28 protein-coding genes are annotated in these 23,880 nt (G+C 66.7%); 14 read left to right on the top strand and 14 right to left on the bottom strand.

Going from position 1 to position 23,880, the window contains the following annotated elements:
* Nucleotides 1–108: 108 nt before the first annotated feature.
* The gene (locus Q9R30_RS00670; protein ID WP_311216469.1) at nt 109–783 is read right to left on the bottom strand and encodes a low molecular weight phosphatase family protein; all 675 of its coding nucleotides are present in this window, start codon (nt 781–783) and stop codon (nt 109–111) included.
* Between the two features lie 172 nt (nt 784–955).
* Between Q9R30_RS00670 and Q9R30_RS00665 the strand changes: the two genes are divergently transcribed.
* On the top strand, nt 956–2,176 hold the full coding sequence (locus Q9R30_RS00665) for an FAD-dependent oxidoreductase (RefSeq protein WP_311216468.1): 1,221 nt from the start codon (nt 956–958) through the stop codon (nt 2,174–2,176).
* 249 nt (nt 2,177–2,425) lie between these two features.
* Here the strand turns inward: Q9R30_RS00665 and Q9R30_RS00660 are convergent, their stop codons facing one another.
* The 4 genes from Q9R30_RS00660 to Q9R30_RS00645 all read right to left on the bottom strand — a co-directional run bounded on the left by Q9R30_RS00660 (nt 2,426) and on the right by Q9R30_RS00645 (nt 6,157).
* The gene (locus Q9R30_RS00660) at nt 2,426–3,046 is read right to left on the bottom strand and encodes a DUF305 domain-containing protein (RefSeq protein ID WP_311216467.1); all 621 of its coding nucleotides are present in this window, start codon (nt 3,044–3,046) and stop codon (nt 2,426–2,428) included.
* Nucleotides 3,047–3,121: 75 nt separating this feature from the next.
* Nucleotides 3,122–3,535: a DUF6153 family protein gene (locus Q9R30_RS00655; protein WP_311216466.1), complete on the bottom strand. Its 414-nt coding sequence runs from the start codon at nt 3,533–3,535 to the stop codon at nt 3,122–3,124.
* A gap of 94 nt (nt 3,536–3,629) precedes the next feature.
* Entirely contained in the window at nt 3,630–5,768 is a 2,139-nt protein-coding gene (locus tag Q9R30_RS00650; protein ID WP_311216465.1) for a copper-translocating P-type ATPase, read from the bottom strand.
* 53 nt (nt 5,769–5,821) lie between these two features.
* Nucleotides 5,822–6,157, bottom strand: a complete 336-nt coding sequence (locus Q9R30_RS00645; protein ID WP_311216464.1) for a heavy-metal-associated domain-containing protein — start codon at nt 6,155–6,157, stop codon at nt 5,822–5,824.
* Nucleotides 6,158–6,437: 280 nt separating this feature from the next.
* Between Q9R30_RS00645 and Q9R30_RS00640 the strand changes: the two genes are divergently transcribed.
* Nucleotides 6,438–7,109 carry a PAS and ANTAR domain-containing protein gene (locus Q9R30_RS00640; protein WP_104998901.1) on the top strand — a complete coding sequence of 224 codons (672 nt, stop codon included), beginning with the start codon at nt 6,438–6,440 and terminating at the stop codon, nt 7,107–7,109.
* Nucleotides 7,110–7,239: 130 nt separating this feature from the next.
* Nucleotides 7,240–8,592, top strand: coding sequence for a Na+/H+ antiporter NhaA (nhaA, locus tag Q9R30_RS00635; protein WP_311216463.1), 1,353 nt, complete (start codon nt 7,240–7,242; stop codon nt 8,590–8,592).
* An 85-nt stretch (nt 8,593–8,677) separates the two neighbouring features.
* Here nhaA and Q9R30_RS00630 read toward each other — a convergent pair whose 3' ends face one another.
* The 5 genes from Q9R30_RS00630 to Q9R30_RS00615 form a co-directional block, all read right to left on the bottom strand.
* Entirely contained in the window at nt 8,678–8,941 is a 264-nt protein-coding gene (locus Q9R30_RS00630) for a hypothetical protein (protein ID WP_311216462.1), read from the bottom strand.
* 129 nt (nt 8,942–9,070) lie between these two features.
* Nucleotides 9,071–9,295: a hypothetical protein gene (locus Q9R30_RS00625; protein WP_104998899.1), complete on the bottom strand. Its 225-nt coding sequence runs from the start codon at nt 9,293–9,295 to the stop codon at nt 9,071–9,073.
* Between the two features lie 203 nt (nt 9,296–9,498).
* Entirely contained in the window at nt 9,499–9,813 is a 315-nt protein-coding gene (locus Q9R30_RS00620) for a hypothetical protein (protein ID WP_104998898.1), read from the bottom strand.
* 8 nt (nt 9,814–9,821) lie between these two features.
* Nucleotides 9,822–9,908: a hypothetical protein gene (locus Q9R30_RS19325; protein ID WP_396136680.1), complete on the bottom strand. Its 87-nt coding sequence runs from the start codon at nt 9,906–9,908 to the stop codon at nt 9,822–9,824.
* Nucleotides 9,909–9,949: 41 nt separating this feature from the next.
* Complete coding sequence (locus Q9R30_RS00615) at nt 9,950–10,096, bottom strand: hypothetical protein (protein WP_158677277.1); 147 nt, start codon at nt 10,094–10,096, stop codon at nt 9,950–9,952.
* A gap of 332 nt (nt 10,097–10,428) precedes the next feature.
* Between Q9R30_RS00615 and Q9R30_RS00610 the strand changes: the two genes are divergently transcribed.
* The 6 genes from Q9R30_RS00610 (at nt 10,429) to Q9R30_RS00585 (ending at nt 14,523) form a co-directional block, all read left to right on the top strand.
* A complete protein-coding gene (locus tag Q9R30_RS00610; protein WP_311216461.1) occupies nt 10,429–10,698 on the top strand; it encodes a hypothetical protein in 270 nt (89 codons plus the stop codon).
* 34 nt (nt 10,699–10,732) lie between these two features.
* Nucleotides 10,733–11,890, top strand: coding sequence for a glutamate--cysteine ligase (locus tag Q9R30_RS00605; RefSeq protein ID WP_311216460.1), 1,158 nt, complete (start codon nt 10,733–10,735; stop codon nt 11,888–11,890).
* 162 nt (nt 11,891–12,052) lie between these two features.
* Nucleotides 12,053–12,229, top strand: a complete 177-nt coding sequence (locus Q9R30_RS00600; protein WP_104998895.1) for a CsbD family protein — start codon at nt 12,053–12,055, stop codon at nt 12,227–12,229.
* A gap of 117 nt (nt 12,230–12,346) precedes the next feature.
* Nucleotides 12,347–13,630: an MFS transporter gene (locus tag Q9R30_RS00595; RefSeq protein WP_311216542.1), complete on the top strand. Its 1,284-nt coding sequence runs from the start codon at nt 12,347–12,349 to the stop codon at nt 13,628–13,630.
* The gene (locus Q9R30_RS00590) at nt 13,590–13,967 is read left to right on the top strand and encodes a metalloregulator ArsR/SmtB family transcription factor (protein WP_311216459.1); all 378 of its coding nucleotides are present in this window, start codon (nt 13,590–13,592) and stop codon (nt 13,965–13,967) included. Before Q9R30_RS00595 ends, Q9R30_RS00590 begins: the two co-directional genes overlap by 41 nt.
* Before the next feature lie 214 nt (nt 13,968–14,181).
* Entirely contained in the window at nt 14,182–14,523 is a 342-nt protein-coding gene (locus tag Q9R30_RS00585; RefSeq protein ID WP_311216458.1) for a YciI family protein, read from the top strand.
* A gap of 44 nt (nt 14,524–14,567) precedes the next feature.
* Here the strand turns inward: Q9R30_RS00585 and Q9R30_RS00580 are convergent, their stop codons facing one another.
* Nucleotides 14,568–14,714, bottom strand: a complete 147-nt coding sequence (locus tag Q9R30_RS00580; protein WP_199775269.1) for a hypothetical protein — start codon at nt 14,712–14,714, stop codon at nt 14,568–14,570.
* A 234-nt stretch (nt 14,715–14,948) separates the two neighbouring features.
* Here Q9R30_RS00580 and Q9R30_RS00575 point away from each other — a divergent pair, with 234 nt between their 5' ends.
* Nucleotides 14,949–15,323: a cupin domain-containing protein gene (locus Q9R30_RS00575; RefSeq protein ID WP_104998891.1), complete on the top strand. Its 375-nt coding sequence runs from the start codon at nt 14,949–14,951 to the stop codon at nt 15,321–15,323.
* A gap of 10 nt (nt 15,324–15,333) precedes the next feature.
* Here the strand turns inward: Q9R30_RS00575 and Q9R30_RS00570 are convergent, their stop codons facing one another.
* Nucleotides 15,334–15,942, bottom strand: coding sequence for a flavodoxin family protein (locus Q9R30_RS00570; protein WP_104998890.1), 609 nt, complete (start codon nt 15,940–15,942; stop codon nt 15,334–15,336).
* Between the two features lie 383 nt (nt 15,943–16,325).
* Here Q9R30_RS00570 and Q9R30_RS00565 point away from each other — a divergent pair, with 383 nt between their 5' ends.
* Nucleotides 16,326–17,102 (top strand): YsnF/AvaK domain-containing protein, encoded by a 777-nt coding sequence (locus tag Q9R30_RS00565; protein WP_311216457.1) that lies wholly within the window; start codon nt 16,326–16,328, stop codon nt 17,100–17,102.
* Nucleotides 17,103–17,212: 110 nt separating this feature from the next.
* Here Q9R30_RS00565 and aceB read toward each other — a convergent pair whose 3' ends face one another.
* A complete protein-coding gene (gene aceB / locus Q9R30_RS00560) occupies nt 17,213–18,829 on the bottom strand; it encodes a malate synthase A (RefSeq protein WP_311216456.1) in 1,617 nt (538 codons plus the stop codon).
* A gap of 227 nt (nt 18,830–19,056) precedes the next feature.
* Between aceB and Q9R30_RS00555 the strand changes: the two genes are divergently transcribed.
* The 3 genes from Q9R30_RS00555 to Q9R30_RS00545 all read left to right on the top strand — a co-directional run bounded on the left by Q9R30_RS00555 (nt 19,057) and on the right by Q9R30_RS00545 (nt 23,121).
* The gene (locus Q9R30_RS00555; RefSeq protein WP_311216455.1) at nt 19,057–20,808 is read left to right on the top strand and encodes an L-lactate permease; all 1,752 of its coding nucleotides are present in this window, start codon (nt 19,057–19,059) and stop codon (nt 20,806–20,808) included.
* Between the two features lie 91 nt (nt 20,809–20,899).
* The gene (locus Q9R30_RS00550; RefSeq protein ID WP_311216454.1) at nt 20,900–22,270 is read left to right on the top strand and encodes an FAD-linked oxidase C-terminal domain-containing protein; all 1,371 of its coding nucleotides are present in this window, start codon (nt 20,900–20,902) and stop codon (nt 22,268–22,270) included.
* A 125-nt stretch (nt 22,271–22,395) separates the two neighbouring features.
* On the top strand, nt 22,396–23,121 hold the full coding sequence (locus Q9R30_RS00545; protein WP_104998885.1) for a FadR/GntR family transcriptional regulator: 726 nt from the start codon (nt 22,396–22,398) through the stop codon (nt 23,119–23,121).
* Nucleotides 23,122–23,134: 13 nt separating this feature from the next.
* Here the strand turns inward: Q9R30_RS00545 and Q9R30_RS00540 are convergent, their stop codons facing one another.
* Entirely contained in the window at nt 23,135–23,830 is a 696-nt protein-coding gene (locus Q9R30_RS00540; protein ID WP_311216453.1) for a GntR family transcriptional regulator, read from the bottom strand.
* Nucleotides 23,831–23,880: the final 50 nt, after the last annotated feature.

Raw genomic sequence — 23,880 nt, 5'->3', positions numbered from 1 at the left:
GTGCCCCGCTGGCTACTAAGTTGTCCAAACTGTCACCTTGCAGCAGGCGGGAACGTCGCCGCCGGGAGTGGCGCCGGGGTCGCGGGAGAGGTGGGGAACGCCGGAACGCTACAGCGACTCCGCACGTGTCCCGCGAGCCGGTGCGTTAAGGCGCGCGTGCCGGAGGATGGACACGATCGCCGGCGCGAGCTCGTCCTCCATTCGCCGGTACACCTCGGGCGCGCGCCGGTAGGGGTCGACGATGTCGTTCTCGGCAGCGTCGGCGGGCAGGGACAGGTGCCGCACCCCCGCAGCCCGTGCCGGCAAGCTCTTCCAGAAGGCGGTGTTGGCGCCCAGCCAGCCGCCGTCGTCGTGGTTATCCCTGGCGGGTACAGCGGCGGGCATGCTGCCCCCGGACTCTGCTGCGCGCTGGTCCAGGACGTCGAGCATGCGGGCGAACTCGCGGATGGTGAACGTCCGTTTGAGGAGGGAGGCGTCCAGTTGCAGCACCTCGCCGCGGTGAGCGGAGGTCATGGTGAGCACCAGGTCTACGCCGCGGAGGATCTTCGGGGTCAGCTGGCGGGCGGCGAAGTTGTCCGGGCTTCCGCCGAAGGTGCGCACGATGTCCGCGGAGAGCGGCTGCATGGGGTCGCCCACCATGGCCCGGGTGCCCGCGCTGGCCACAACGAAACCGCCCGGCACCACCTGGTCCAGCCCCGCCTGCAGCAGTCGCTCGGCCACCGGCGAACGGCAGATGTTGCCGGTGCAGACGGTCAGGATTTTTACTGGTGCGGACGTGTCCAAGGGGATTTCTCTTTCCAGCCGATGCGCGGACCGTCCAGCCCGCGGATTTCAACTTAACACGCAACACCCGCACGCTCTCTCACTTGATGCGGGTTTTTGGGGAACGCTCTCTCACTTGATGCGGGTTTTTGGGGAACGCTCTCTCACCTTTCCGGGCAGGAGGCACGATGATATGACCGTGGGGAAAGTTATCGAGCGTGACTGCGTCATTGCCGGCGGCGGACCGGCCGGGATGGTGCTCGGCTACCTGCTGGCACGCGCAGGGCTGCGCATCACAGTGCTCGAGAAGCATGCGGACTTCTTTCGGGACTTCCGCGGCGACACGGTGCATCCGTCCACCGTCACGCTGCTCGGCGAGCTCGGGCTGCGCGATAAATTCCTGCAGCTGCCGCTCACCCGCCTGCCCGCCATGGATGCTGTCATGGACGGCCGGCGCTTCACCATCGTGGACTTCAGGACCCTCCCGGAGCCGGATAACTTCCTGGTTATGGCGCCGCAGTGGGATTTCCTGAACTTCCTGGCCGGCGAGGCGTCGGTGTTTCCCAACTTCGAGCTGCGCATGCTCACCGAAGCCACTGGCCTCATCATTGAGCAGGATGAGGTCCGCGGCGTACGGGCGGCTACAGAGGACGACGGCGACCTTGAGGTCCGTGCGACGCTTACCGTCGCTGCGGACGGGCGAGCGTCGGCACTTCGCGCCGCGGCCGGGATGATTCCCGACGAGTTTGGCGTGCCCATTGACGTTCTCTGGTTCAGCCTGCCCAAACCGCCGGAGCCGCCGCCGGCAACCCTCGGCTACATATCCCGCCAGGGCATGGTCCTGACCATCGACCGCGGCGACAACTACCAGTCGGGCATGGTCATCCGCAAGGGCGGGTACGGCCAGCTTCGGGCTGCAGGGCTGGAGGCCCTCCAGGCCCGGATCATCCATGCTGCGCCTGTGCTGCGCCCTGTTGCCACAACCCTCACGGACTGGGACCAGATCAAGCTCCTTTCGGTCCAGATCAACCGGCTCCGCCGCTGGTACCGTCCCGGATTCATCGCGATCGGCGACGCCGCCCATGCGATGTCCCCGATGTTCGGCGTCGGCGTGAACTTCGCCGTCCAGGACGCCGTTGCGCTGTTCAACGCCATCGCCGGGGACCTTGCCGCCGGGACCGTGCCGGTCGGAAAGCTCGCGGCGGTGCAGCGGCGCAGGGAAAAACCGGTGAAGGTGATGCAGTTGCTTCAGCGCAACGGGCACAAGGCCATCGCCCGGGCCGCCGCGGGCAACAGTGTCGCGCCGCGTTGGTTCATCGGGATCCTTCGGTTTGCCTCACCCCTGCTGCGCCGGCTGACTGCCCGGTTCGTCGGCGTCGGAATCCGCCCCGAGCACGTCACGCCCCGCGCCTGATCGCTAAGGGGGCGGCCCCCACGCCCCTCCCCAACCGACGCTCTCTCACTTAATGCGGTTTTTCAACGGACGCTCTCTCACTTTCCCAAAAAAGTGAGAGAGCGTCCGCCGATTTGGCGCATTAAGTGAGAGAGCGTCCGCCGATTTGGCGCATTAAGTGAGAGAGCGTTGGCCGATTTGGCGCATTAAGTGAGAGAGCGTTGGCCGATTTGGCGCGTTAAGTGAGAGAGCGTCGGGGAGGGGAGGAGGTCAGAGCCGGGCCAGCATCTCCTTCATCTGGGCGATCTCAGCCTCCTGGGACGTGACGATGTCCCGCGAGAGCTGGATGGACCCGGGGTGCTTGCCGGCGGCGATCTCCTGCTTCGCCATGTCGATCGCGCCCTCGTGGTGTCCGATCATCTGGTCCAGGAAAAGCCGGACGGCTTCCGTTCCCTGCGCGGCCTTGAGCTTCTCCAGGCCCTGGGAATCCACCATGCCGCCCATGCCGTGGCCCGAATGGTCCGACATCATGACGGGTACGTTCCACTCTTTGAGCCAGCCGGTCATGGTTTCGATCTCGGGCGCCTGGGCGTTCTTGATCGTGGTTGCCAGCGCCGTGACTTCCGTCGGCAGGTCCGGCTTGGCGAGCATCATGTCGCTCATCTCCACCGCCTGCGCGTGGTGCGGGATCATCATCTGGGAGAACATGATGTCCGCCTGGTTATGGTCCGCGCTGGCGTCCGGCATCATGCTGGCCATGGGGCGGGAGCTGCCGTGGTTCATGGGCATGGTGTTTCCGCCGGAGCTTCCGGAGCCGGCGGCGCACCCGGCAAGGCCGAGCGAGGCTGCCAGGGCAGCGGCGATGGTCAGGGTTTTGATGTTCGTGTTCATTTTTTGAGGTGTCCTTCAGGGAAGTAATTTGAACTGGGCCAATTCGTGCGCGTGGAGCCGCGCGGCGCAGTCCGCTTACGTCCGGCTGATGGACAGGTCGCAGGGTGTGGGGCTTGACGGGATGTAGGAGTAACCGACGACGCCCCGGGCCGTGGCTGTGGGCGCGGGCCCGGCCGTGCCGGCCTGGGGCGGGACAACGGCGAGCGAAGCCGTCTTGGCCAGCGGGATGCAGGGTGCGCCGGCTTCCTGCGCGCCAGGGCAGCCGGAGCTGCAGGACTCTGCTGCTGAAAAATTTGCGACGGCGGCGTGCCCGGCCGGGTGCCCTGCCGTAACCCCAGTGTGGGAATGCGCGACGGCGGGGTGCGCCGCATGCGACGAGTGGGCGGCCATGACGTGCATTCCGAAGATCCCGGCCACGATGGCCAGGACCGCAGCCAGCAGCCCTGCGCGGAGGAGTGCGGCCGACAGGACGCGGGTACGTGCGGTCATGCTGCTTCCTCCTTTCTGCGGGACAGGTTCTGCATGACTGGTTTCTGCAGGACTGGGCCGTTATCAAAGGGACGGGGAAACCGGCCCTGCACGTTCAACGTACCTCGGACGGGTTGAGTTTCACCCGCCGGAGCAACTGGGCGTTCAACGCCACCACAATAGTGGATGCGGACATCAGGACCGCGCCCGCGGCGGGGGAGAGCACCACGCCGGCGAACGCCAGGACGCCTGCGGCCAGCGGCACGGACAGGATGTTATAGCCCGTGGCCCACACCAGGTTCTCCCACATCTTGCGGTAGCTGGCCCGGGACAGGTCCACCATGGACAGGACGGCCCGCGGATCGTTTCCGGCCAGCACCACTCCGGCCGACTCCATGGCTACGTCCGTGCCGGCGCCGATCGCGATGCCCACCTCGGCGCGTGCCAGCGCCGGCGAGTCGTTGACGCCGTCGCCCACCATTGCCACCTTCAGCCCGCGGGCCTGGAGTTCGGCCACCTTCTTGTCCTTGTCCGCGGGCAGGACTTCCGCGAACACCTCGTCGATCTTCAGGTCCGCGGCCACGGCCCGGGCCACCTGCCGGGCATCGCCGGTGATCATGCCGACCTTGACGCCGCGGTTCTGCAGGGCAGCCACAGCCTGCCGCGACTCCGTCCGCACCGCATCCTCAAGGCTGACCGCCCCCAGCACGCTGCCGTCGTCGTCAATGACGTGCAGGACGGCGGCGCCGCGGTCCATCCACCCGCGGGTGGACTGCGCCAGGGCGGAGGGCTCGACGGCGCCAAGCTCGCGCAGGAGCGCAGGCCCGCCCACGTGCACGGTGCGCCCGTCCACAGTGGCCCGGACCCCGCGGCCGGTCAGCGAGGTGAATCCGGCGGCGGCAGGCAGGGCCAGGTTGCGTTCCCGGGCTGCGCGGACGATGGCCCGCGCAACGGGGTGCTCGCTGTCCGACTCGACCGCGGCGGCCAGGGCCAGCAGCTCGTCTGCAGCCACCCCGTCAGCGGCCGCAACGTCCACCAGCTGCGGCTGGCCGGTGGTGAGCGTGCCGGTCTTGTCGAAGAGGACCACGTCGATGGTCCGCATCCGCTCCAGCGCCATCCGGTTCTTGATCAGGACTCCGGCGCGGGCAGCCTGCTCAGTGGAGATGGCGATCACCAGCGGGATGGCCAGGCCCAGGGCATGCGGGCAGGCGATGACCAGGACGGTGACGGTGCGGGTCACGGCGTCAGGAATGCTGCCCATCAGGGTCCATGCGATGAAGGTGACCAGGCCGGCTCCAGCGGCGAAGTAGAACAGGAAGGCTGCGGCGCGGTCCGCCAGCGCCTGGGCCCGCGAGGACGACGACTGCGCCTCCGCCACCAGCCGCTGGATGCCGGCCAGGGCCGTGTCGTCGCCAACTGCCGTGACCCGGACGCGGACACTGGTGTCCGTGGCGACGGTTCCGGCCACCACGGAGTCGCCCGGTCCGCGCGGCACGGTCTTCGATTCGCCGGTGATCATCGACTCGTCGAACTCTGCCTGCCCGTTCACCACCGTTCCGTCGGCCGGCATGCGGGCGCCGGAACGGACCAGGACCAGGTCGTCGGGCCGGAGTTCGGAGACCGGAACGGTTTCAGTGCCGGTTTCCGTGATGCGTTCGGCTTCGTCGGGCAGCAGGGCGGCGAGGGCATCCAGGGCTCCCTGCGCCGACCCGAGGGCGCGCATCTCGATCCAGTGGCCCAGCAGCATGATGGCAACCAGCAGTGCGAGCTCCCACCAGAAATCCAGGTCGAATCCGCCCAGGCCCAGGCTGGTGACCCAGGAGGCGGCGAACGCCACGGTGATGGCCATGGCGATCAGGAGCATCATGCCCGGGCGGCGGTCCTTCAGCTCCTGCAGGCCGCCCTTCAGGAACGGCTGGCCGCCGTAGAGGAAGATCACGGTGCCCAGGACGGGCGGGATCCAGGCTGAGCCCGGAATCATGGGGGCCATGTAACCCAGGATGTGGCCCACCATGGGGCTGAAGTAGACCACGGGGACGGACAGTACCAACGTGAGCCAGAACCTGTTCTTGAACATGGCCGTGCTGTGTCCGGCATGCTGCCCGTGGGTGTGGACGGCGTGGTCCTCGTCGTGGCGGGCGCGCCCTCCCGGCCTGCCGGCGGCCGGGGCAGCCGCGGGTTTGGTGAGGGTCCCGCGTGAGGGCCGGCCGTCGTCGTGATGGTGCATGTGCTGGTGGTTCTGCGGGTGTTCCATATGTTCCTCCTTGGAGGACGCCGCAGCAGGGGCCGTCAGCCCCGGCGGCAAAGTCAGTTGGAAGCCAGGGAGTACCCGGCCGAGGTGACGGCCTGCCGGACCGCCGCGTCCGAAGCGGTGCCCGCCACGGTGAGGCCGGAACGGCCGCCCGCTACCAGGTCAACGGGTGCCGACTCAACGCCGTCAAGGGCGGAGACGGCCTTCTCGACGGTCTGGACGCAGTGCCCGCAGGTGAGGCCCTCAACGGCGAACGTCCGCCGGGAGCCTGTGCCGGCGTCGGAAATTACGACGGCGGACGGCGCCTGGCGTGCGTGTCCGGCGGGGGAGCAGCAGCTGCAGCCGGCGCTGGAGGCCAGGGGGAGTGCGGTCCTGTGTTCAATGTCAAACATGTCAGTTCCATTCCTTGTGAAGGATGAGTCCTTGCTGGAGTAGCAGGGTGCTGGGGTTGAACGGCTGTGATGGCGGTGCGGGCACCGGCCGGGACATACCACTTCACTGACAACACCTTGAATATACCCCTAGGGGGTATCTTGGTCAAGCTTTTTGGCTGCTGCCCGCCCCGGCAAAGGGGCTATGGGCACTATCCGGCGCGTCTCCGGGCGGCGATACTTAGAGCAGTGCGTGTGCCTACGGCCCGCGGACGTGTCGACTGCTACAAGGAGGTGGCCCGTGACGGATCTGAGTGGCCCTTACACCTACTCGAGCGCGCTGGGGGACAGCCTCTGCGGTGCCGGAACGTTCCATGTGGATCTTGGATCGGGGAAGATCCACTGGTCCGAAGGCATGTTCCAACTGCACGGATACCGGCGGGGAGAGGTTGTGCCCACCCTCGAGTTGCTTTTCTCCCACAAGCATCCCGAGGACAGGCCGCGGTGCGAGGAGATTGTTGCCCAGGTCGCGCGCACGGGAGGCTACTTCTGCATGTACCACCGGATTATCGATGCCCAGGGGCGGACCAGGCGGGTTCTGACATCCGGCGACGGAATCACGGACGGCGGCAAGGTCACCGCCCTGGAAGGGGTGATGATCGACCTCACCGCGACGCTTCAGCGCGAAACCGAGCAGACGGCGCGGGATGCGGTGGAAGGGGCAACCTCCACCCGCAGCGTGATCGACCAGGCACGCGGCATCCTTATGGGCCAGCTGAAGATGGGATCGGAGGATGCCTTCCAGATGCTGGTCAGCACCAGCAGCCACCGGAACGTGAAGCTGGTGGTGGTCGCAGCGGAGCTTGTGCAGCTGGCCAACTCCGCGGAATCGCGCAACTACCTGGAAACGGCTGTGAAGGCCATTGCGATGGACGGGCAACGGAGGCCGGTGCGCCAGCGGGCGGCAGGCTAGGGCACAGCTCCTGTACCCTCACTGCGGCAGCGGCCGGGCTTCCCGAGCCTGCCTGCCGCTAGGATGGACAAAGGTGCGCCGGGAAGTCTGGTCGGCATGACTTTGTCGACCTCAGATGCCGGGAGCCCCTGTGAACCATCCCTCGCCCACCACGCCCCCTTCTCCGCGACGGAAGCCCGCGGTCTTTTCCCGCGGCAGCTACGCGGAGGCGCTCCGGATCGGGGAGATTCTCCGCAAGGAAACAGTGGGCGGGGCCCTGCTGGTGTCCGCTGCGCTGATCGCCCTCCTCTGGGCCAACTCGCCGGCGTCGGACAGCTACTTTGCCCTCCGCGACTTCAAGGTGGGCTACGAGCCCTGGCACCTTAACCTCAGCCTCGGCGCCTGGGCCGCAGACGGACTGCTGGCCATCTTCTTCTTCCTGGTGGGCCTGGAGCTCAAACGCGAATTTGTGGCCGGGGACCTGCGCCAGATCAGCAAGTCGATAGTTCCGGTGGCAGCAGCGGCGGGCGGCGTAGTGGTTCCGGCGCTGATCTATGTGGCAATCAACCTCACCAGTCCTGAAACCCTGCGCGGCTGGGCTATCCCCACTGCCACGGACATCGCCTTCGCCGTTGCGGTGCTGGCCATCATCGGATCGCACCTGCCCAGCGCGCTGCGGATCTTCCTGCTGACGCTGGCCGTGGTGGACGACCTCATCGCCATCACCATCATTGCCTTCTTCTACACAAGCGACCTGCAGCCCGCGCCGCTGCTCCTGGCCCTCATTCCGCTGGCCATCTATGCGTTCCTGGCCCAGAAGTTCCGCCATTTCTTCGGCCGCAAGGTCCTTGCATCCTGGTTTATCCTGCTGCCCCTGGGCACGGCCACCTGGGCGCTGGTGCATGCCTCAGGCATCCACGCCACGGTGGCCGGGGTGCTGCTGGGCTTCGCCATCCCGGTGATCCGGTCACAGGCCGGCGGCGGCCCGGAGGCAGGGCCGGGCCTGGCGGAAATCTTCGAGCACCGGTTCAGGCCTATTTCTGCCGGCATCGCGGTACCCGTCTTCGCGTTCTTTTCCGCCGGCGTGGCCGTGGGCGGCCTGGAAGGACTGGCCTCGGCGCTCGCGGACCCGGTGGCCCTGGGCATCATCGCGGCGCTTGTGCTGGGCAAACCGATCGGCATCCTGGGCACCACCTGGGTCCTGACCAAGGCCACCCGGGCGGAGTTGGACAATTCGTTCAAGTGGATCGACATCTTCGGCGTGGCACTCCTGGCCGGCATCGGCTTCACCGTGTCCCTGCTGGTGGCCGAGCTGAGTTTTGGGCAGGGCACCCTGCAGGACGACCACGCCAAGGTGGGCATCCTGGCCGCGTCCCTGCTGGCCGCCCTGCTGGCCACGGCCGTGCTGAAGGCCCGGAACCGGCAGTACCGGGTGGCCGAAGAGCTGGAGAAGGTTGACGCCGACAAGGACGGCATCCCGGACGTGTACCAGGGCAGGGCCTAACAACAACGCGGGGTCACTTCACGCCCAATTAACCGCTTGGTGAGGACACGGAGTGACCCCGCGTTGGATATGCCGTGAGGCAGACCTAGCGGCGCACTGAATTCCGGCGGCCGGCCACCGCTTCGGCCGTGCCCACCAGGAGCACCGAAGCGATGACGGCCACGATGAAGCCCAGGAAGTTCAGCTCGAAAATGTCACCGGTGCCCAGGAGCGAAGCCACCACGCCGCCGATGACCGAGCCTGCAAGGCCCAGCAGGAGGGTGGCCAGCAGGCCCAGGTTCTGCTTGCCCGGCTTGATGAGGCGGGCAAGTGCGCCGATGATGAGGCCTGCAACGATGAATCCGATCACGGTGTGCTCCTTCGTGGTGGTTGCGGGCGGGTGACGCCCGTACTGCCGCAGCGGTGCCGCAATGGGTCCATTCTATGCACGCCCCGATGCCGCCCCTTTACCCCGATGGCACCGTCAACATGGCCTAAATCAGGCCGGAGCCAGCGGCTTGGCCTGCTCCTTGACATGCCGGATCTCCAGCGCCTCCGGGTCCAGCAGCTTCCGCGCGCCCGTCCTCGCGTCCAGGATCCAGAACAGTTCCAGGGCGGGTACGACGTCGGTCACCCGCCCCCGGTGGAATAGCTTGCCGTTGTGCCACGCCTCGATCTGGTCGCCGATCCGAAGCTGGCCGGTGAGAACTTTCCGTGCCTCCATGATGCGCCTCCTGCTGTTGTGTCCCCGTATGCCCAGCATGCCGTGGCAAGGTTGCTGAATTGTTTCAATCCAGTGATTTTCGTGTGACCTTCGGGGAGGCGGGGCAGGTGCCGGTTGCACACGTCTTCGAACGCCCCGACGGCATCAAGATCGCCGGGATTTTCGTTCTCGGCATCATCGTGATTCCTGGTTGGGCGGGACTGTCACTCGCCCCTGGACCGCCCGCCCTCCGCGGAGCCGTTCAACTGGTCCCCAAGGGGTGCCAGCAGCGGAGGGGCGTCACGGATGATCAGCTCCGGTGTCTCGCGGATCAGCTCATTCGCCGCCAAGGCCAGCAGGTCGCGCTCGTTGGACGGGAGGGAAAGAAGGCCCTCAAGGTATGCCTGGACCTCATACTCGCCGGCAGACCCGCTCATGCCGAAGTATCGGAGCCAAAGCTCGCCCGCGGTGAGGTCCGCAGCAGCCAGGGCCTTATTAAGGCGTCTGCGCTGCTCCGGTTCGCGTGGATCAAAGCCCACATCCCCTCCTAACTTTCGGAAGGCGGTACCTTGGCGACCAGCCTTTCACTGACCTTGACCAACGAGGCGCCGGCCGCCCGAGCATCGTGGATCATCTGTTGCAGTGCTTGGTCATGGGTGATGCCATGGCGTTCCATCAGCACGCCGCCGCAAGAGTCGCCGCTGCCCCGGCGAACAGGGCAAATGTGCGGCCGCCGTCGTCGTCGGGGCCCGGGACGGCGTCGCTGGACGGATCGAAAACTGTGGCTTCATCAAGGAACTGCTGGAAGTGCGATGTTGCCATGGTTGGCCCATTCGGCTGCTGCATCATGTGCCGCCGGTTTACTACAGCGGCTGCTCCGGGGGCCTGTGCAGGGGGCCGGGAGGGACGGGAAGTGATTCCCGTCGCACTCCTGAGATTACGCGTCACGGAAGGGGAAGTACAGGCGAGCCCCGCCCGGTGGCGGCCCCTGGAGGCAACACCTGATGCGGCGGCAGGGGACTTGGGCAGGGCTTGATCCCGGACAAGCCTTCCCGGGCACTGGTAAGCGTGCTTATCATGTTCTTCTTTTGGCGGTAAGCAAAGCCCGTCACCCGCCGTGCCAAAGCCCCGCCGACACAACCGAGGACACTGCCATGAACGATCCCCTGATTGAGGCTTTGCATGACCACGAGCCACTGAGTGACCCGCTCGAAGAGGTCCACCTGCGCCTGGCCATAGCCGCGTCGGACATCGCCCAGCTGCGGGCGGAGATAGCCCGGCTGGACCGGAGCCTGGATGACTCACGCAGGGCGAACCAGAGGGCCGCGGAACTGCTGGACCTGGTTTATGAGCGCCTGGCACAAGGGTGGGGCACCTCGGGCCGGACGGCCGGACCGGCCGTTCAGGATTCCTCCCCCCTGTAGGGGCGGGGGCACCGAAGTTCAAGGGACGACGGCGATGGGCACCCCGGGCATCGATCGCAGCGGCAGTGGCGGCGGGGGCACCAGGACATTCGGGATCGAGGAGGAACTCCTCCTGGTGGATCCCGGCACCGGGGAGCCTGTTCCCATGGCCGTCGGGCTCCTGGAGGGGCGCCGACCGGCCCGGTCCGGAGATCCCGCTGCCGCCCCCGGCCCTGTCCTCACGGCCGAATTCCAGCAGGAAATGATCGAGGTGGTCACGCCGCCGCATCCCACCATGGCCTCGCTGGAGGCGGACATCATCGCGGGCCGGTCCCTGGCGCATGCCGCAGCCAGCCGCGTGGGGGTGCGGGTTGCGGCCCTGGGCACCTCGCCCCTGCCGTGCGATCCCCATCCGGTGCAGCTCCGGCGCTTCGCGGCCATGGCCCACGAGTACGGGCTCACCGCCAGGGAGCAGCTGACCTGCGGCTGCCACATCCACGTCTCGGTGGATTCCGCAGAAGAGGGGGTGGCGGTGCTGGACCGGATCAGGATCTGGCTGCCCGTACTGATCGCATTGAGTGCCAATTCCCCCTTCTGGCACGGCGAGGACACCGGCTATGCCAGCTACCGCTCGCAGGTCTGGAGCCGGTGGCCGTCCGCGGGTCCCCTTCAGGTCCTTGGCTCACCCGAGGCCTACCACCAGCTGGTGCACGACATGGTGAGCACCGGCGTCGCGCTGGATGAGGGAATGATTTACTTCGACGCCCGGCTGTCCCGGCACTATCCCACCGTGGAGATCCGGATCGCGGACGTCTGCCTGCGGCCTCAGAACACCGTGCTGCTGGCGGGCATCGCCCGTGGACTGGTGGAGACTGCCGCACGCGAGTGGCGGGAGGGCGTCGCACCCGCAGCTGTTCCCACCGAGTTGCTGCGGCTTGCCTGCTGGAAGGCCAGCCGCTGGGGACTGCGGGGAGAGCTGCTGGACCCGCACACATCCCGCCCAACCCCGGCGCTCGCCGTCGTAAATTCCCTCCTGAACCATGTCCGGGAAGCGCTGGAGGACATCGGGGACCTGCCGCGGGTGGAGGAACTGGTGGACGACCTGCTCTATGCCGGCACCGGCGCGTCGCGCCAGCTGGAAGTGCTGCACCGCACCGGGGATTTGGAGGAGGTGGTGGCGGACGCCGCCGACTGTACCGTGTGGATCCCCTAGGATCCCGCCTTGGTCCGGCGAGGGCAGGAGCAGCGAACGACGGCGGGCGGGCGCCCCTGGGCGCTGCGGTGGCCAAGGCCATCATCTATCGACGGTGTGGTTACGATGGAAGTGTTAGCCGCCGGCGGGGTCCGGCGGACACCAACCGTAGGGAGAAACACCATGGGTTTGGATGACAAGATCGAAAACACCGCCGAAAAGCTGGGCGGCAAGGGTAAAGAGGCCGCCGGCGAAGCAACCGGTGACGAGAACCTGAAAGCCGAAGGGCAGGCCGACCAGGCCAAGGGCGACCTGAAGCAGGCCGGAGAAAAGGTCAAGGACGCCTTCAAGAGGGATTAAATGCCTTACGGCAAGTAAAGGTGCGGCTCCAACGGAGCCGCACCTTTCCTTTTCCGCCCCCTGCCGCTAGCGTTGAGTGCATAGTCATGCACATATGCACTCAAGGAGTTGGGCCCATTGCTGTCGGTGCTGGGGAACACCACATATCGCCGGCTGTTCGCCGCGCAGGTGGTTGCCCTGATCGGGACCGGCCTTCTGACGGTTGCCCTCGGGCTGCTGGCCTACGACCTTGCGGGCGGCAACGCCGGGGCCGTCCTGGGGACTGCACTGACGGTCAAGATGTTTGCCTACGTGGGCCTGGCGCCGGTGATCAATGCGCTGGCGGCCCGGTGGCCGACGAAGCGGGTCCTGATCGGTGCCGACGTGGTGCGGGCGGCGATGGCGCTGTCCCTGCCGTTCGTCACGGACGCCTGGCAGATCTATGTGGCGGTCTTCCTGCTCCAGTCCGCCTCCGCCACCTTCACACCTGCCTTCCAGTCCCTGATCCCAACTGTCCTGCCGGATGAGCGGGACTACACCCGGGGGCTGTCCCTGTCCCGGCTGGCCTATGACATGGAAACCCTGGCCAGCCCGGCCATAGCCGCGCTGCTGCTGACCGTGTTGGACTATGGCAACCTCTTCCTCGGGACTGTTTTCGGCTTCCTGTCCTCCGCCGCCATGGTGGCCATCAGCGCGCTGCCCAAACGCGCACCGGCTGCGGTGCCGCAGGCCTCGCTGTGGCACCGCACCACCCTGGGCGCCAGGATCTTCCGGCGGAACCGGCGGCTGCGGTCGCTGCTGGCCCTCAACCTGGTGGTCGCGGCCCCGACGGCGCTGGTGCTGGTCAACACTGTGGTGTACGTACGGGAGGTCCTGCTGCGTCCGGATACTGACCTGGCCCTGGCGCTGGCCTGCTTCGGCGTGGGGTCCATGACCGTGGCGCTGTCCGCCCCGCGGGTCCTTGACCGGTTCGGTGACAGGGCCGTGATGCTCGCCGGCGCCGCCGTCATCCCCGTTGCCCTGGCCGGCGCGGCCGCGCTCTCCCTGGGCCCGGCCGGAAGCGGGTGGTGGCTGCTGCTGGGCCTGTGGCTCCTGCTGGGCGCTGCCTGCGCCGCCATCCTCACGCCGTCGCCAAGGCTCCTGCGCGACGCATCCACCGAGGACACCCGGCCATACGTTTTTACGGCCCAGTTCTCCCTCTCGCACGCCTGCTACATCCTCACCTATCCGCTGGCCGGGTGGGCGGGCGCTGCGGCGGGCCTGGACCGGGCGGCGATGGCCCTGGCAATTGTTGCGATAATAGCCAGTGCAGGAGCGTTCCTGTCCTGGCCGCGGCACGCGGACAAGCCAGCCACGGAAGCCGCAGGGGAGGAACAGCACGGTGAGCAGCCAGCCCTCCGGCGAACCACGCCCCGGCCCTGACCGGCCCTCGCTGGTCCACCCGGTCACCCCCGGCCCGGAACTGCTGGAGACGGCGTCCGCCACGCTGCGGATGCTCGCCGAACCAACGCGCCTGCACCTGCTGTGGCAGCTGGCCGAAGGACCCAAAACCGTTACCGAGCTCACGGCAGCGGCGGGGGTGCCGCGCACAGTGGTGAGCCAGCACCTGGCCAAACTGCGGCTGAGCGGGCTGGTGGACACCCGCAAGGACGGCCGCCACGTGATCTATTCACTCCACGACGGCCACCTGGTGCGGCTCATCCGCGAAACCATCAACCACGCTGACCACCGCATCACGGGCGAACCCGCCCACGGCTGACGCCTCGGTGCCGGGAGGCAGGGTCAGGCCATGTCCGTGCTGAGGCTGGGATCCCGCCACTTCGCTTCGGCTGCTTTGGCAGGGTCGCTGGTGCGGTGCGGCGTGCTGTGACTCCTTGACTGCGTGCCGGGTTCCGGGGCCATAATCGGCTGGGCGCCGGAGTGGGGCCGCTGGGCAGGGCCGCATCATGCCGCCGAATCAAAGGAGTCCTCGAATGACGAAGTACCTGATCTCGTTCCCCGGTGAGGCAATGGTGGTCCCCGAGAAGGAGTTCGAAGCGGTGGTGGAAGACTCCCACGCCGTCATTGAGGAGGCCAAAGCTGCGGGAGTGTACGTCTTCGGCGGCGGGATCAACGAGGCCGTTGCCCCCGTGCTCGTCGCCGGGGACGGCACCGTCACCGAGGGCACCTATCCGGGCCACACCGTACCCAACGGCGGCTACGCCATACTCGAGCTGCCCTCGCGGGAGGCGGCACTGGAGTGGGCCGCGAAGATCGCCGTCGCCTGCCGCTGCGCGCAGGAAGTCAGGGAGTTCCAGTTCGACCCCGCGAGCTGACGACGACTGCCCCCGCCTTCGCGGGCGAAGCACCTCATCAGGCGTCAGGCGTTGCGTTTCAGCCAGCCCCAGACGGCAGTGGCGACGAACAGCACCAGGCCGACGACGGCCAGCCACAGCAGGCCTTTGATGACGAAGCCCAGGATGGACAGAACAAGCCAGGCAACAAGCAGTGTGATTATGAGTCCCATCCCGGAATCGTAGCCGGATTGTCCGCGCGGGGGTTCCGTCGCGGCCAGGCAGATTCCTTCGCGGGGGACTCCTGCTGCGCGTATTGACACTGTGCCTTCGCGGGCGCACGCTGATACCGCTGGGTGCCAATGTTGGCGGTGTTGACTCAGCGTGCGTCGGCCAGCCAACGCCCCCGGGTGCGGTCTGGGCGCCCCGGACGAACAGTCCAAGCACTCCCTGTCTGGAGAATCGAAATGGCCGGAGTAACCGTAAACGCCCTTGAGGCAAAGTCCTTTGACGAACCCGATGAAAAGCGCCGCCCGCCGAAGACCCAGGTGGACGTGGTCACCCTGGGCGACACCACGTTGGGAAGGTTCACCTTCGAGCCGGGCTGGCGGTGGTCCGAGACGGTAAAAACCGTGGTCCACACGGATACCTGCCAGGTGAACCACGTGGGAATCTGCACCGCAGGAACGCTCACGGTGGAATTGGAGGACGGAACGCGGGCCACGGTCAGCCCCGGCCACGCATACACCATTCCGGCCGGCCATGATGCCTGGGTGGAAGGTGACGAGGCATTCGTGGGCTACGAAGTCATGAGCGCCGCGATCTTCGCAAAGCCCGCCTGAGCCCGGAGCCTTATCCGGCAGGATAAGGGGCCGCGGTGAGGGACCGCGCCAGGTGCGCGGCGTTGCGTGCGGCCCCCGCCGTGGCGGCGGCGACCTTCCCGGGGACGCTGTCCAGGTCCTTGTAGTCCACTGTCTGCATGGCCTCGCCCACCCAGTAGGTGGCGCCCTGGGCAGGAATGGTGAAGCCGACGTCGTTCAGCCCTTGCTGCGTGTCCGCTACGGTCTTGTGGGCCCCGTCCTCGTTGCCCACCACCGCCACGACCGCCACCTTCCCGTACATGACAGGCCTTCCGGCGTCGTCCGTCTCGGCGAGGTCCGCATCCAGCCGTTCGAGCACCCTCTGGGTGATGCTGCTCGGGTGGCCCATCCAGATGGGGGTCGCCAGGACCAGGATGTCCGCCGCCAGGATGTTCTCGCGGATCCCCGGCCAGGCATCGCCGGCGCCCATGTCCACCTGGACGCCGGGCATCACATTGTGGTCCACCACCCGCACCGAACTCCCGCTGACCCCGTGCGCTGCAAGCTCGTCCAGCACGTGGCGGGCAATGAGGTCGCTGCTCGAGGGCTCGGGCGAGGGGGTCAGGGAGCAGATAAGGGCGAATGCAGTGAGGTCAGCCATCAGTCTTCCTTGCCGTCGGTGGATTTCCTTGGTGCCACTTTGTGGTTCGCAGCCGGCGGCGGGACGGACTGCCCGGCTTGTGCGTGCGTTCCTGCCTGGTTGGGAGGGGAGTCTGGCGGTTTCGCCTTGCACGATGGATAGCAAGTGTGCTTAGTATCTAAGTAGTAACCATACTTACTATCTCGACATGCCGGGGGGAGGACGCCAACTGTGAAAAGACTGTTCCTATTCTTCCTGCCCACCATCGTCAGCAGGGTGCAAAAGGCCCGCAAGGCCAGGCAGCTCCGCGCGGCGCAGGCCAGGCCGCCGCGGAACCGCTTCAAAGGCTGACCCACTGACTGCTCCATCAGCTCACAACCAGGCAGCATTAGAAGGAGAAACACATGATCAGCACTGAGAACCTTTCTGCACTGACCACCGCCGGCGGACACGTCCTCGGCTCCGACGGCAGCAAGATCGGGTCCGTCGGCCAGATCTACGTTGACGACCAGACCTCCGAGGCCACCTGGGTCACGGTCAAGACCGGGCTCTTCGGCAACCACGAGTCCTTCGCACCGCTGGATTCCGCAACCCAGGAGGGCAACGACATCGTTATTGCCCACACCGAGGACAAGGTCAAGGACGCGCCGCGCGTTGCTCCCGACGGCCACCTGGAGCCCGCCGAGGAAGAGCGGCTCTACGCCTACTACGGCGTCACTGGCGGCGCAGGCTTCGCCGGCACGGACCGCGACGCGACCACGAACTCCCATGGCACCGTAGGCCACGACACCTCAGGCCCCACCACGGACGACGCCATGACCCGCTCGGAAGAGCAGCTGCACGTGGGCACTGAGCGCGAAGAGACCGGCCGTGCCCGCCTGCGCAAGCACGTGGTCACCGAGAACGTCACCACCACCGTCCCGGTCCAGCGTGAAGAAGTCCGCCTGGAGCGCGAGCCCATCACGGACGCCAACCGCGGCAACGCCATGGCCGGGCCCGCCATCAGCGAGGAAGAGCACGAGGTCATCCTCCACGAGGAGCGCCCCGTGGTTGAAAAGGAAACGGTCCCCGTGGAGCGCGTGCGCCTGGACAAGGACACCGTCACCGATGAGCACACCGTCACCGAAGAGGTCCGCAAAGAGAACGTAGAGCTCGACGACGACGGCCGCAACCGCCGCTAGGAAGCAGCGCCTTCGGGATCTGCGCTAGTTTCAAAACGCGCGGGCCGCCCTCCATCATGGAGGGCAGCCCGCGCGTTTTGGTGTCCGGTCCCGTTGGTGTCCGGCAGCCTTTACCGCACAGCTACAACGGATTCGAGCAGGTCGTATGCCGGAGTGGTGAGGAAGTCCGTGTACTCCTCCGAGAGGCAGATCCCGGAAATAATCCGGGATGCGGGCTCGTAGTACCGGCTGAACAGGTCTTCACCCACTTCACCGCGGAGTTTCCGGGTTTCCTCGGCCAGCAGGCGCTCCACCAGTTCCCGCGTCACCGTGTTGCCCGTGTCCGCCAGGACGACTGCGTTGCGGATCTGCTGCCACACCTGGGAGCGGGAGATTTCCGCGGTGGCGGCGTCCTCCATCAGGTTGTGGATGGCCACCGCCCCGTTGCCGGACAACCACACGGCCGTGTAGGCAACGGACACGTAGAGGTTGCCCCGGAGGCCGGCCTCGGTGGCTTCCCCGGGCGCCGATTCAATATCGAGCAGCTGCTCGGCGGTGACATTAACTTCAGGCCTGGTCCGCTGCACCTGGTTCGGGGCGTCGCCCAGGACACCGTCGAACACTTCCGTGCAGACGGGCACCAGGTCCGGGTGCGCCACCCAGGAGCCGTCGAATCCGTCGTTGGCCTCGCGGGTCTTGTCCGCGCGCACCTTCGCGAAGGCCTGCTCGGTGACTTCCGGCTGGCGGCGGTTCGGGATGACGGCCGCCATGCCGCCCATGGCGAAGGCGCCGCGCTGGTGGCAGGTTTTGACCAGGAGCTCGGTGTACGCCCGCATGAACGGAACTGTCATCGATACAGCCGCGCGGTCCGGAAGCGTGAACTTCGGGCCGGAATCGCGGAAGTACTTGATGATGCTGAAAAGGTAGTCCCAGCGGCCGGCGTTGAGGCCGGACGCGTGGTGGCGCAGTTCGTACAGGATTTCATCCATTTCAAAGGCCGCGGGGATGGTTTCCACCAGGACGGTGGCCCGGATGGTCCCCTGCGGCAGCCCGAGGGCATCCTGCGCGTAAACGAAGATGTCATTCCACAGCCGGGCTTCGAGGTGGCTTTCCATCTTGGGCAGGTAGTAGTAGGGGCCGTGGCCGTTGTCGATGAGCTGCTTGGCGTTGTGGAAGAAGTGCAGGCCAAAGTCCACCAGGGCTCCGACGGCGGGCCGTCCGCCGAACTCCAGGTTCCGCTCCTCCATGTGCCACCCGCGGGGACGCATAATGACGACGGCGGTGGGCGCGTCAGTGCGGAGGGCGTAGGTCTTGCCCTCGGGCGACGCGTAGGCCAGGGTTCCGCGGGCGGCGTCATAGAGCGAGAGCTGGCCGTCGATGACGTTGAACCACGTGGGGCAGCTGGCATCTTCAAGGTCTGCCAGCCATACTTTTGCGCCGGAATTCAGGGCATTGATCGCCATCTTGGCGGGAGAGGCAGGGCCGGTGATCTCCACCCGGCGGTCCTGCAGGGCCGCCGGGGCGGCAGCCACTGTCCAGTCACCTTGCCGGACCGCTGCTGTCTCGGGGAGGAAGTCCAGGGTTCCGGTCCGGCTGGCTTCTGCGCGGCGGGCATGCCGCGATTCCAGGCGGGCGTCGCGTTCGGCGGCAAAACGGCTGTGGAGTTCAGCGAGGAACTCCAGGGCTTCCGGTGTCAGGATCTCGGAGGCGCGTTCAAAGGGCGGGTTGGTGATCCGGGTCAGGGGCATTGCGGGGGTCCTTTCGAAGGTTTTCGCATTATGGACAATATATTCTGTCAGATGAAAAAACAATGCCTCAAAGTAAATCGGTCAGACCATTGACTAATGGTCTGACCGATACGTAGTCTCGGATCCACTTGAAGAAATTCTTCTCTCACATCGTGGAATTACTACTGGAACTTCATCCCCGTCCGCGTTTCCTCCACCTCCCTGCTCCAAACACAAAGGAGTTTTTTGTGAGCACTTACCAGCAAGTCGTGGACCCTCTCTGGGGTTCGCTGGGCCTGTCGGCCCTCTGTGCGGCGTTGCCGTTGATCCTCCTGTTTGTCCTGTTAGGCGTTTTCCGCGTGAAAGCCGCGAAAGCTGCCCTGGCCAGCCTGCTGCTGTCCATCATCCTGGCGGCCGTCGTGTGGCAGATGCCGCTGGACCAGGTGTTCAGCGCCACGGCCGCCGGCGCCTTCTATGGCTTCTTTCCCATCCTCTGGATCCTGATCAACGCCCTGTGGGTCTACAAACTCACGGTCGCCACGCCATGGTTCGATGCCCTGGGCCGGACAATCAGGTCCATCTCCAATGACCTGCGCATCCTCTCGATCCTGATCGCCTTCTGCTTCGGTGCGCTGCTGGAGTCCCTGGCAGGGTTCGGCGCACCGGTGGCCATCACCGCGGCAATGCTGATGGCGGCGGGCATGAAGCCCTTCAAGTCCGCTGTTGTGTCGTTGCTGGCCAACACCGCGCCGGTGGCCTTCGGCGCCATGGCCGCGCCGATCATCGCGCTCAACGGCGTCACCGGCCTGCCCTTGCACGACCTCTCCTCGATGGCCGGCCGCCAGACCCCCTTCATCGCCCTGGTGGTACCCCTGCTGCTCGTCTTCATCGTGGACGGCAAGCGCGGCCTGAAGCAGACCTGGCCGGTGGCCCTGGTGGCCGGCGCCGTGTTTGGAATCTTCCAGTTCATTACGTCGAACTTCTTCGCCGTTGAACTCACGGACGTGGTGGCAGCTGTAGCCACGGTAGCCGCCGTGCTGCTGATGCTGCGGGTGTGGCAGCCCCGGGAGATCATCGAGATGTCCGGGCAGGCTAGCGGCTCTGAGCAGGACGAGGAAGGGTTCACCCCAGGTCCCGTCACGGGCGGCCGCCCCTCCCCGGGAAGGGTTCCGGCCTCTGCCTCCGTGACCGAGGCCGTCTCCGCAGCGGCAACCACCCGGGTCATGGCGCCTGCCGGCAGCACCGCACAGCGGCCCGGGCCGCGGGAAATCTGGATGGCCGTAGCCCCGTACCTGATCATCATGGCCATCTTCTCCATCGCCCAGATTCCGGCGGTAAAGAACTGGCTCAGCGTGGCCGGAAGCGTAAGCTTTGCGTGGCCGGGCCTGGACGTTGTGGACGCGGACGGAAAGCACGTGGCGGCGCAGAAGTTCAAGTTCGACCACCTCAAGGCCACCGGCACGCTCCTGCTGATCTCGGGCATGATCACCATGGCCCTGTACCGCATTCCGGCAGCCGCCGGCCTCCGCATCTACGGGGAAACCCTCAAGCAGCTGCGGTGGACCATCGTGACCGTGATGTCCGTCCTGGGCCTGTCCTTTGTCATGAACCTGTCCGGGCAGACCACCTCCCTGGGCCTGGCGCTCGCCTCGGCCGGCGGATTCTTCGCTGTCCTTTCACCGGTGATCGGCTGGCTGGGCGTCGCCCTGACCGGCTCCGACACCTCTTCCAACTCCCTCTTCGGCCAGCTCCAGGTTTCGGCAGCCGAACAGACCGGCCTGCCTCCGGTCCTTATGGCGGCGGCCAACTCCTCCGCCGGCGTCATGGGCAAGATGCTCTCCCTGCAGAACCTGGCGGTGGCAGCAGCCGCGGTGGGCCTGGAGGGATCCGAAGGCACACTCTTCAGGAAGCTCCTGGGCTGGAGCCTTGGGCTCCTGGCCATCATGATCGTCCTGGTCCTGCTGCAGTCAACACCTGTTCTTGGCTGGATGGTTCCCTAAACGTCCCGCCGCCCTTACAAATGAGACAGGGCCGGGGGAGTGCGTCCGCCCCCGGCCCCCGTGCCCACAGAAACAAAGAGGTTTCCCTTCCATGAGTACATCGGCAGTTGCAACAGCATCATCGGCGCTTCTTACTGCAAGCGCACATGCTTCCACGGACCTGGACGAACGTGTCCGGGTGAGCACGGACCGCTCCGGCTACGTGCCTCCCAGCCTCCCGGACGGCGTCGTATACGCCACCAGCACGGAGGAGGTGGTGGCCACCATGAAACTGGCGGCAGCCCACAACGTGCCGGTTGTTCCCCGCGGCGCCGGGACGGGCCTGGCCGCCGGAGCGTCGGCCCGGGCGGGCGAAGTGGTCCTGGACATGGCCCGCATGAACCGGATCCTCCACATCGACCCGGTGGAGCAGTTGGCGGTGGTTGAACCCGGCGTCCTTAACGCGGACGTGAACGCCGCCGCCCGGGAGCACGGACTCTTCTATGCCCCGGATCCGGCCAGCACGGCCATCTGTTCCATCGGCGGCAACATCGCCACCAACGCCGGCGGCATGTGGTGCGCAAAATACGGCGTCACCCGGGAATCCGTCCTGGCGCTGCGTGTTGTCCTGCCCGATGGCAGGGTACTGCGCACGGGAAGGAACACCATCAAGGGCGTCACCGGGTACGACCTGAATGCCCTGATGATCGGTTCCGAAGGAACACTGGGCGTGGTGGTGGAGGCCACCCTGCGCCTGCGGCCACGGCCGGTCCAGACCGCCACCGTTGCCGCGTATTTCCCGGATGTGGATGCCGCCGCCCTGGCTGCCTCCGCCATCATCGCCGCGCGCCTGCAGCCATCGGTGCTGGAACTTATGGACGGTCCCACCCTGGAAGCCGTTGACGCGGTGCACGGCACCAGCCACCGGTCCAAGGGCGGCGCCTTCCTGCTGGCGCAGACCGACGGCTACGGCGCATTCCTGGAGCAGGACGTCCTCCTCCAGGCCATCCAGCCGTTCGCCAGCCACATCGAGAAGGCGGAGGACACGGCGGCAGCGGATGCGCTCGTGGCCACCCGGCGGGAAGCCATCCCGTCGCTTGAGAAGCTTGGCCGGGTATCCATCTGCGACATCGGCGTGCCGCGGAACCGGCTGGCGGCAGTTTTCGCCGGCCTGGAGGACATTTCCCGGAAGACCGGCGTCCGGATTTTCAACGTGGCGCACGCAGCAGACGGCAACCTCCACCCGATGATCGTCGTCGAACCTGGCGAATCCATCACCGAAGGACCTGCCAAAAAGGCCCTTGGCGACATGTTCTACCTGGCACAGCGCCTGGGCGGCACGCTTACGGGCGAGCACGGCGTGGGCCTGCTCAAGCGCGACTGGCTCGAGGATGAGCTCGGCGGGATCTCGCTCGAACTCCAGCGCGCCATCCGCAATGTCTTCGACCCCCAGGGAATCCTCAACCCCGGCAAGGCGATCTAGCAGTCCGAGCCGCCGCAGCGGCGGCGGTGGAAAGGGGTGGCGGCGCCGGTTCCGTTGCCCCTTTCCGCCGTCGGCACTCCGGCGGGAACGCAGTGATGGATGGTCCGGTAGGGCAGGATGGAAGCATGGCCGAATCAGCAGCGGAATCCTCACCGAAGCGGACGTACGATGTCCTGCTGGACGACGTCGAAGCGGGCCTGCGGTCCGGACGCTTCAAGGCAGGGGACCAGCTTCCGGGAGAACGCATCCTGGCGGAAACCTACGGCATCTCGCGTGCCTCTGTCCGCGAAGCCATGCGCCTCCTCGACGCCATGGGGATCCTCCGCAGCTCGAACAAGTCCGGCCCCAAGTCCGGCGCCGTCATCGTCTCAGAGCCGTCGGCCGGACTGTCTTCCACGCTCCGCCTGCACGTCGCCAGCAGCCGCCTTCCCGTGGAAGACATCGTCGAGGCCCGCATCCTCTTGGAAACCTGGGCGGCCCGGACCGCGGCCGAAAGGGACAATCCGGAGGGCATCCAGCGGGCCAGGGAGCTGCTCCTGGCGATGGATGCCCCGGACATCGATCCGGAAACATTCCACGCCCTGGACGCGCAGTTCCACCTGGCCCTCAGTGCCCTGGCCGGAAACGCGGTAATCGAAACCATCATGGATTCCCTCAGCGGTTCCATCCGCGGCTACATCAAGGACGCCCTTGCGGCCCTGGGCCAGTGGCCGGTGGTGCTCGCTGAGCTGAGGGCGCACCACCACGCAATTTTCAACGCCGTGGAAGCGCGGAACGCGGACCTTGCCGCGGACCTGCTCCGCCGCCACATTGGCTGGCTCCACGAGCAGACGGCCAGGGCCCGACCCTGATCATGTCCGGCGCCTAGCCGGCAGCAGCGTCCGACGGCGGCAGGTCGGCTTCCGGCCCCGGCTCGCCTCCCATCGCGGCCACCAGCCGTTCACGGGCACGGCCGAGGTGGATGTCCAGCAGCTGGGCGGCTTCTTCACCGCGGCCTGCCTCGATGAGTTCCAGGAGCTTCTGGTGCTCGTCCTGGATCAGGGCAGTGTCCAGGAGGTGCAGGGACTGCACGCGGGACATGCACAGGCGGACTTCCCCCACCAGGGACAGGTACATCCTGCTGATGCGTTCATTGCCTACTGCGTCAATCAGGCTGGTGTGGAACCGCATGTCCGGTTCCACAACATCAAGCGGGGCGCCGGTCTTCAACGCGGCAATATCGTTGTTGGCCTGCACCGCACCCGCCGGCACCGTCCGGCCGGACGCCAGCCGCCGGAGCACTTCGCTTTCCAGGTATGCCCTGGCCAGGTAGATGTCCCGGACGGATTCCGGCCCTAGGTCCACCACCCGCGCGGTCTTGTGGGCCCCCCGGTCCAGCAGCCCCTCGGCGACGAGCTTCTCGATCGAGGCCTTGGCGGTGGGGCGGGCCACCTCGTAGGAAGACGCCACATCCGTCTCGGTGAGCGCCACACCCGAGCCGAGCTCACCGGAGAAGACGCGGCTCCGCAGGTCCGCGGCGATCGCATCCACGATCGAGACTGCTGCAACACGTCCGGCCACTGGCGTTCCTCCCAAAACTGTCCCCGTATCCCTATTTTGCCAGACAAGTC

Origin of the sequence: Arthrobacter sp. AB6, from assembly GCF_031844545.1 — a bacterium.
Lineage (GTDB): Bacteria > Actinomycetota > Actinomycetes > Actinomycetales > Micrococcaceae > Arthrobacter.
Note: the sequence above shows the minus strand (reverse complement) of the source record. Positions and strands in the feature narration are given on the sequence as shown.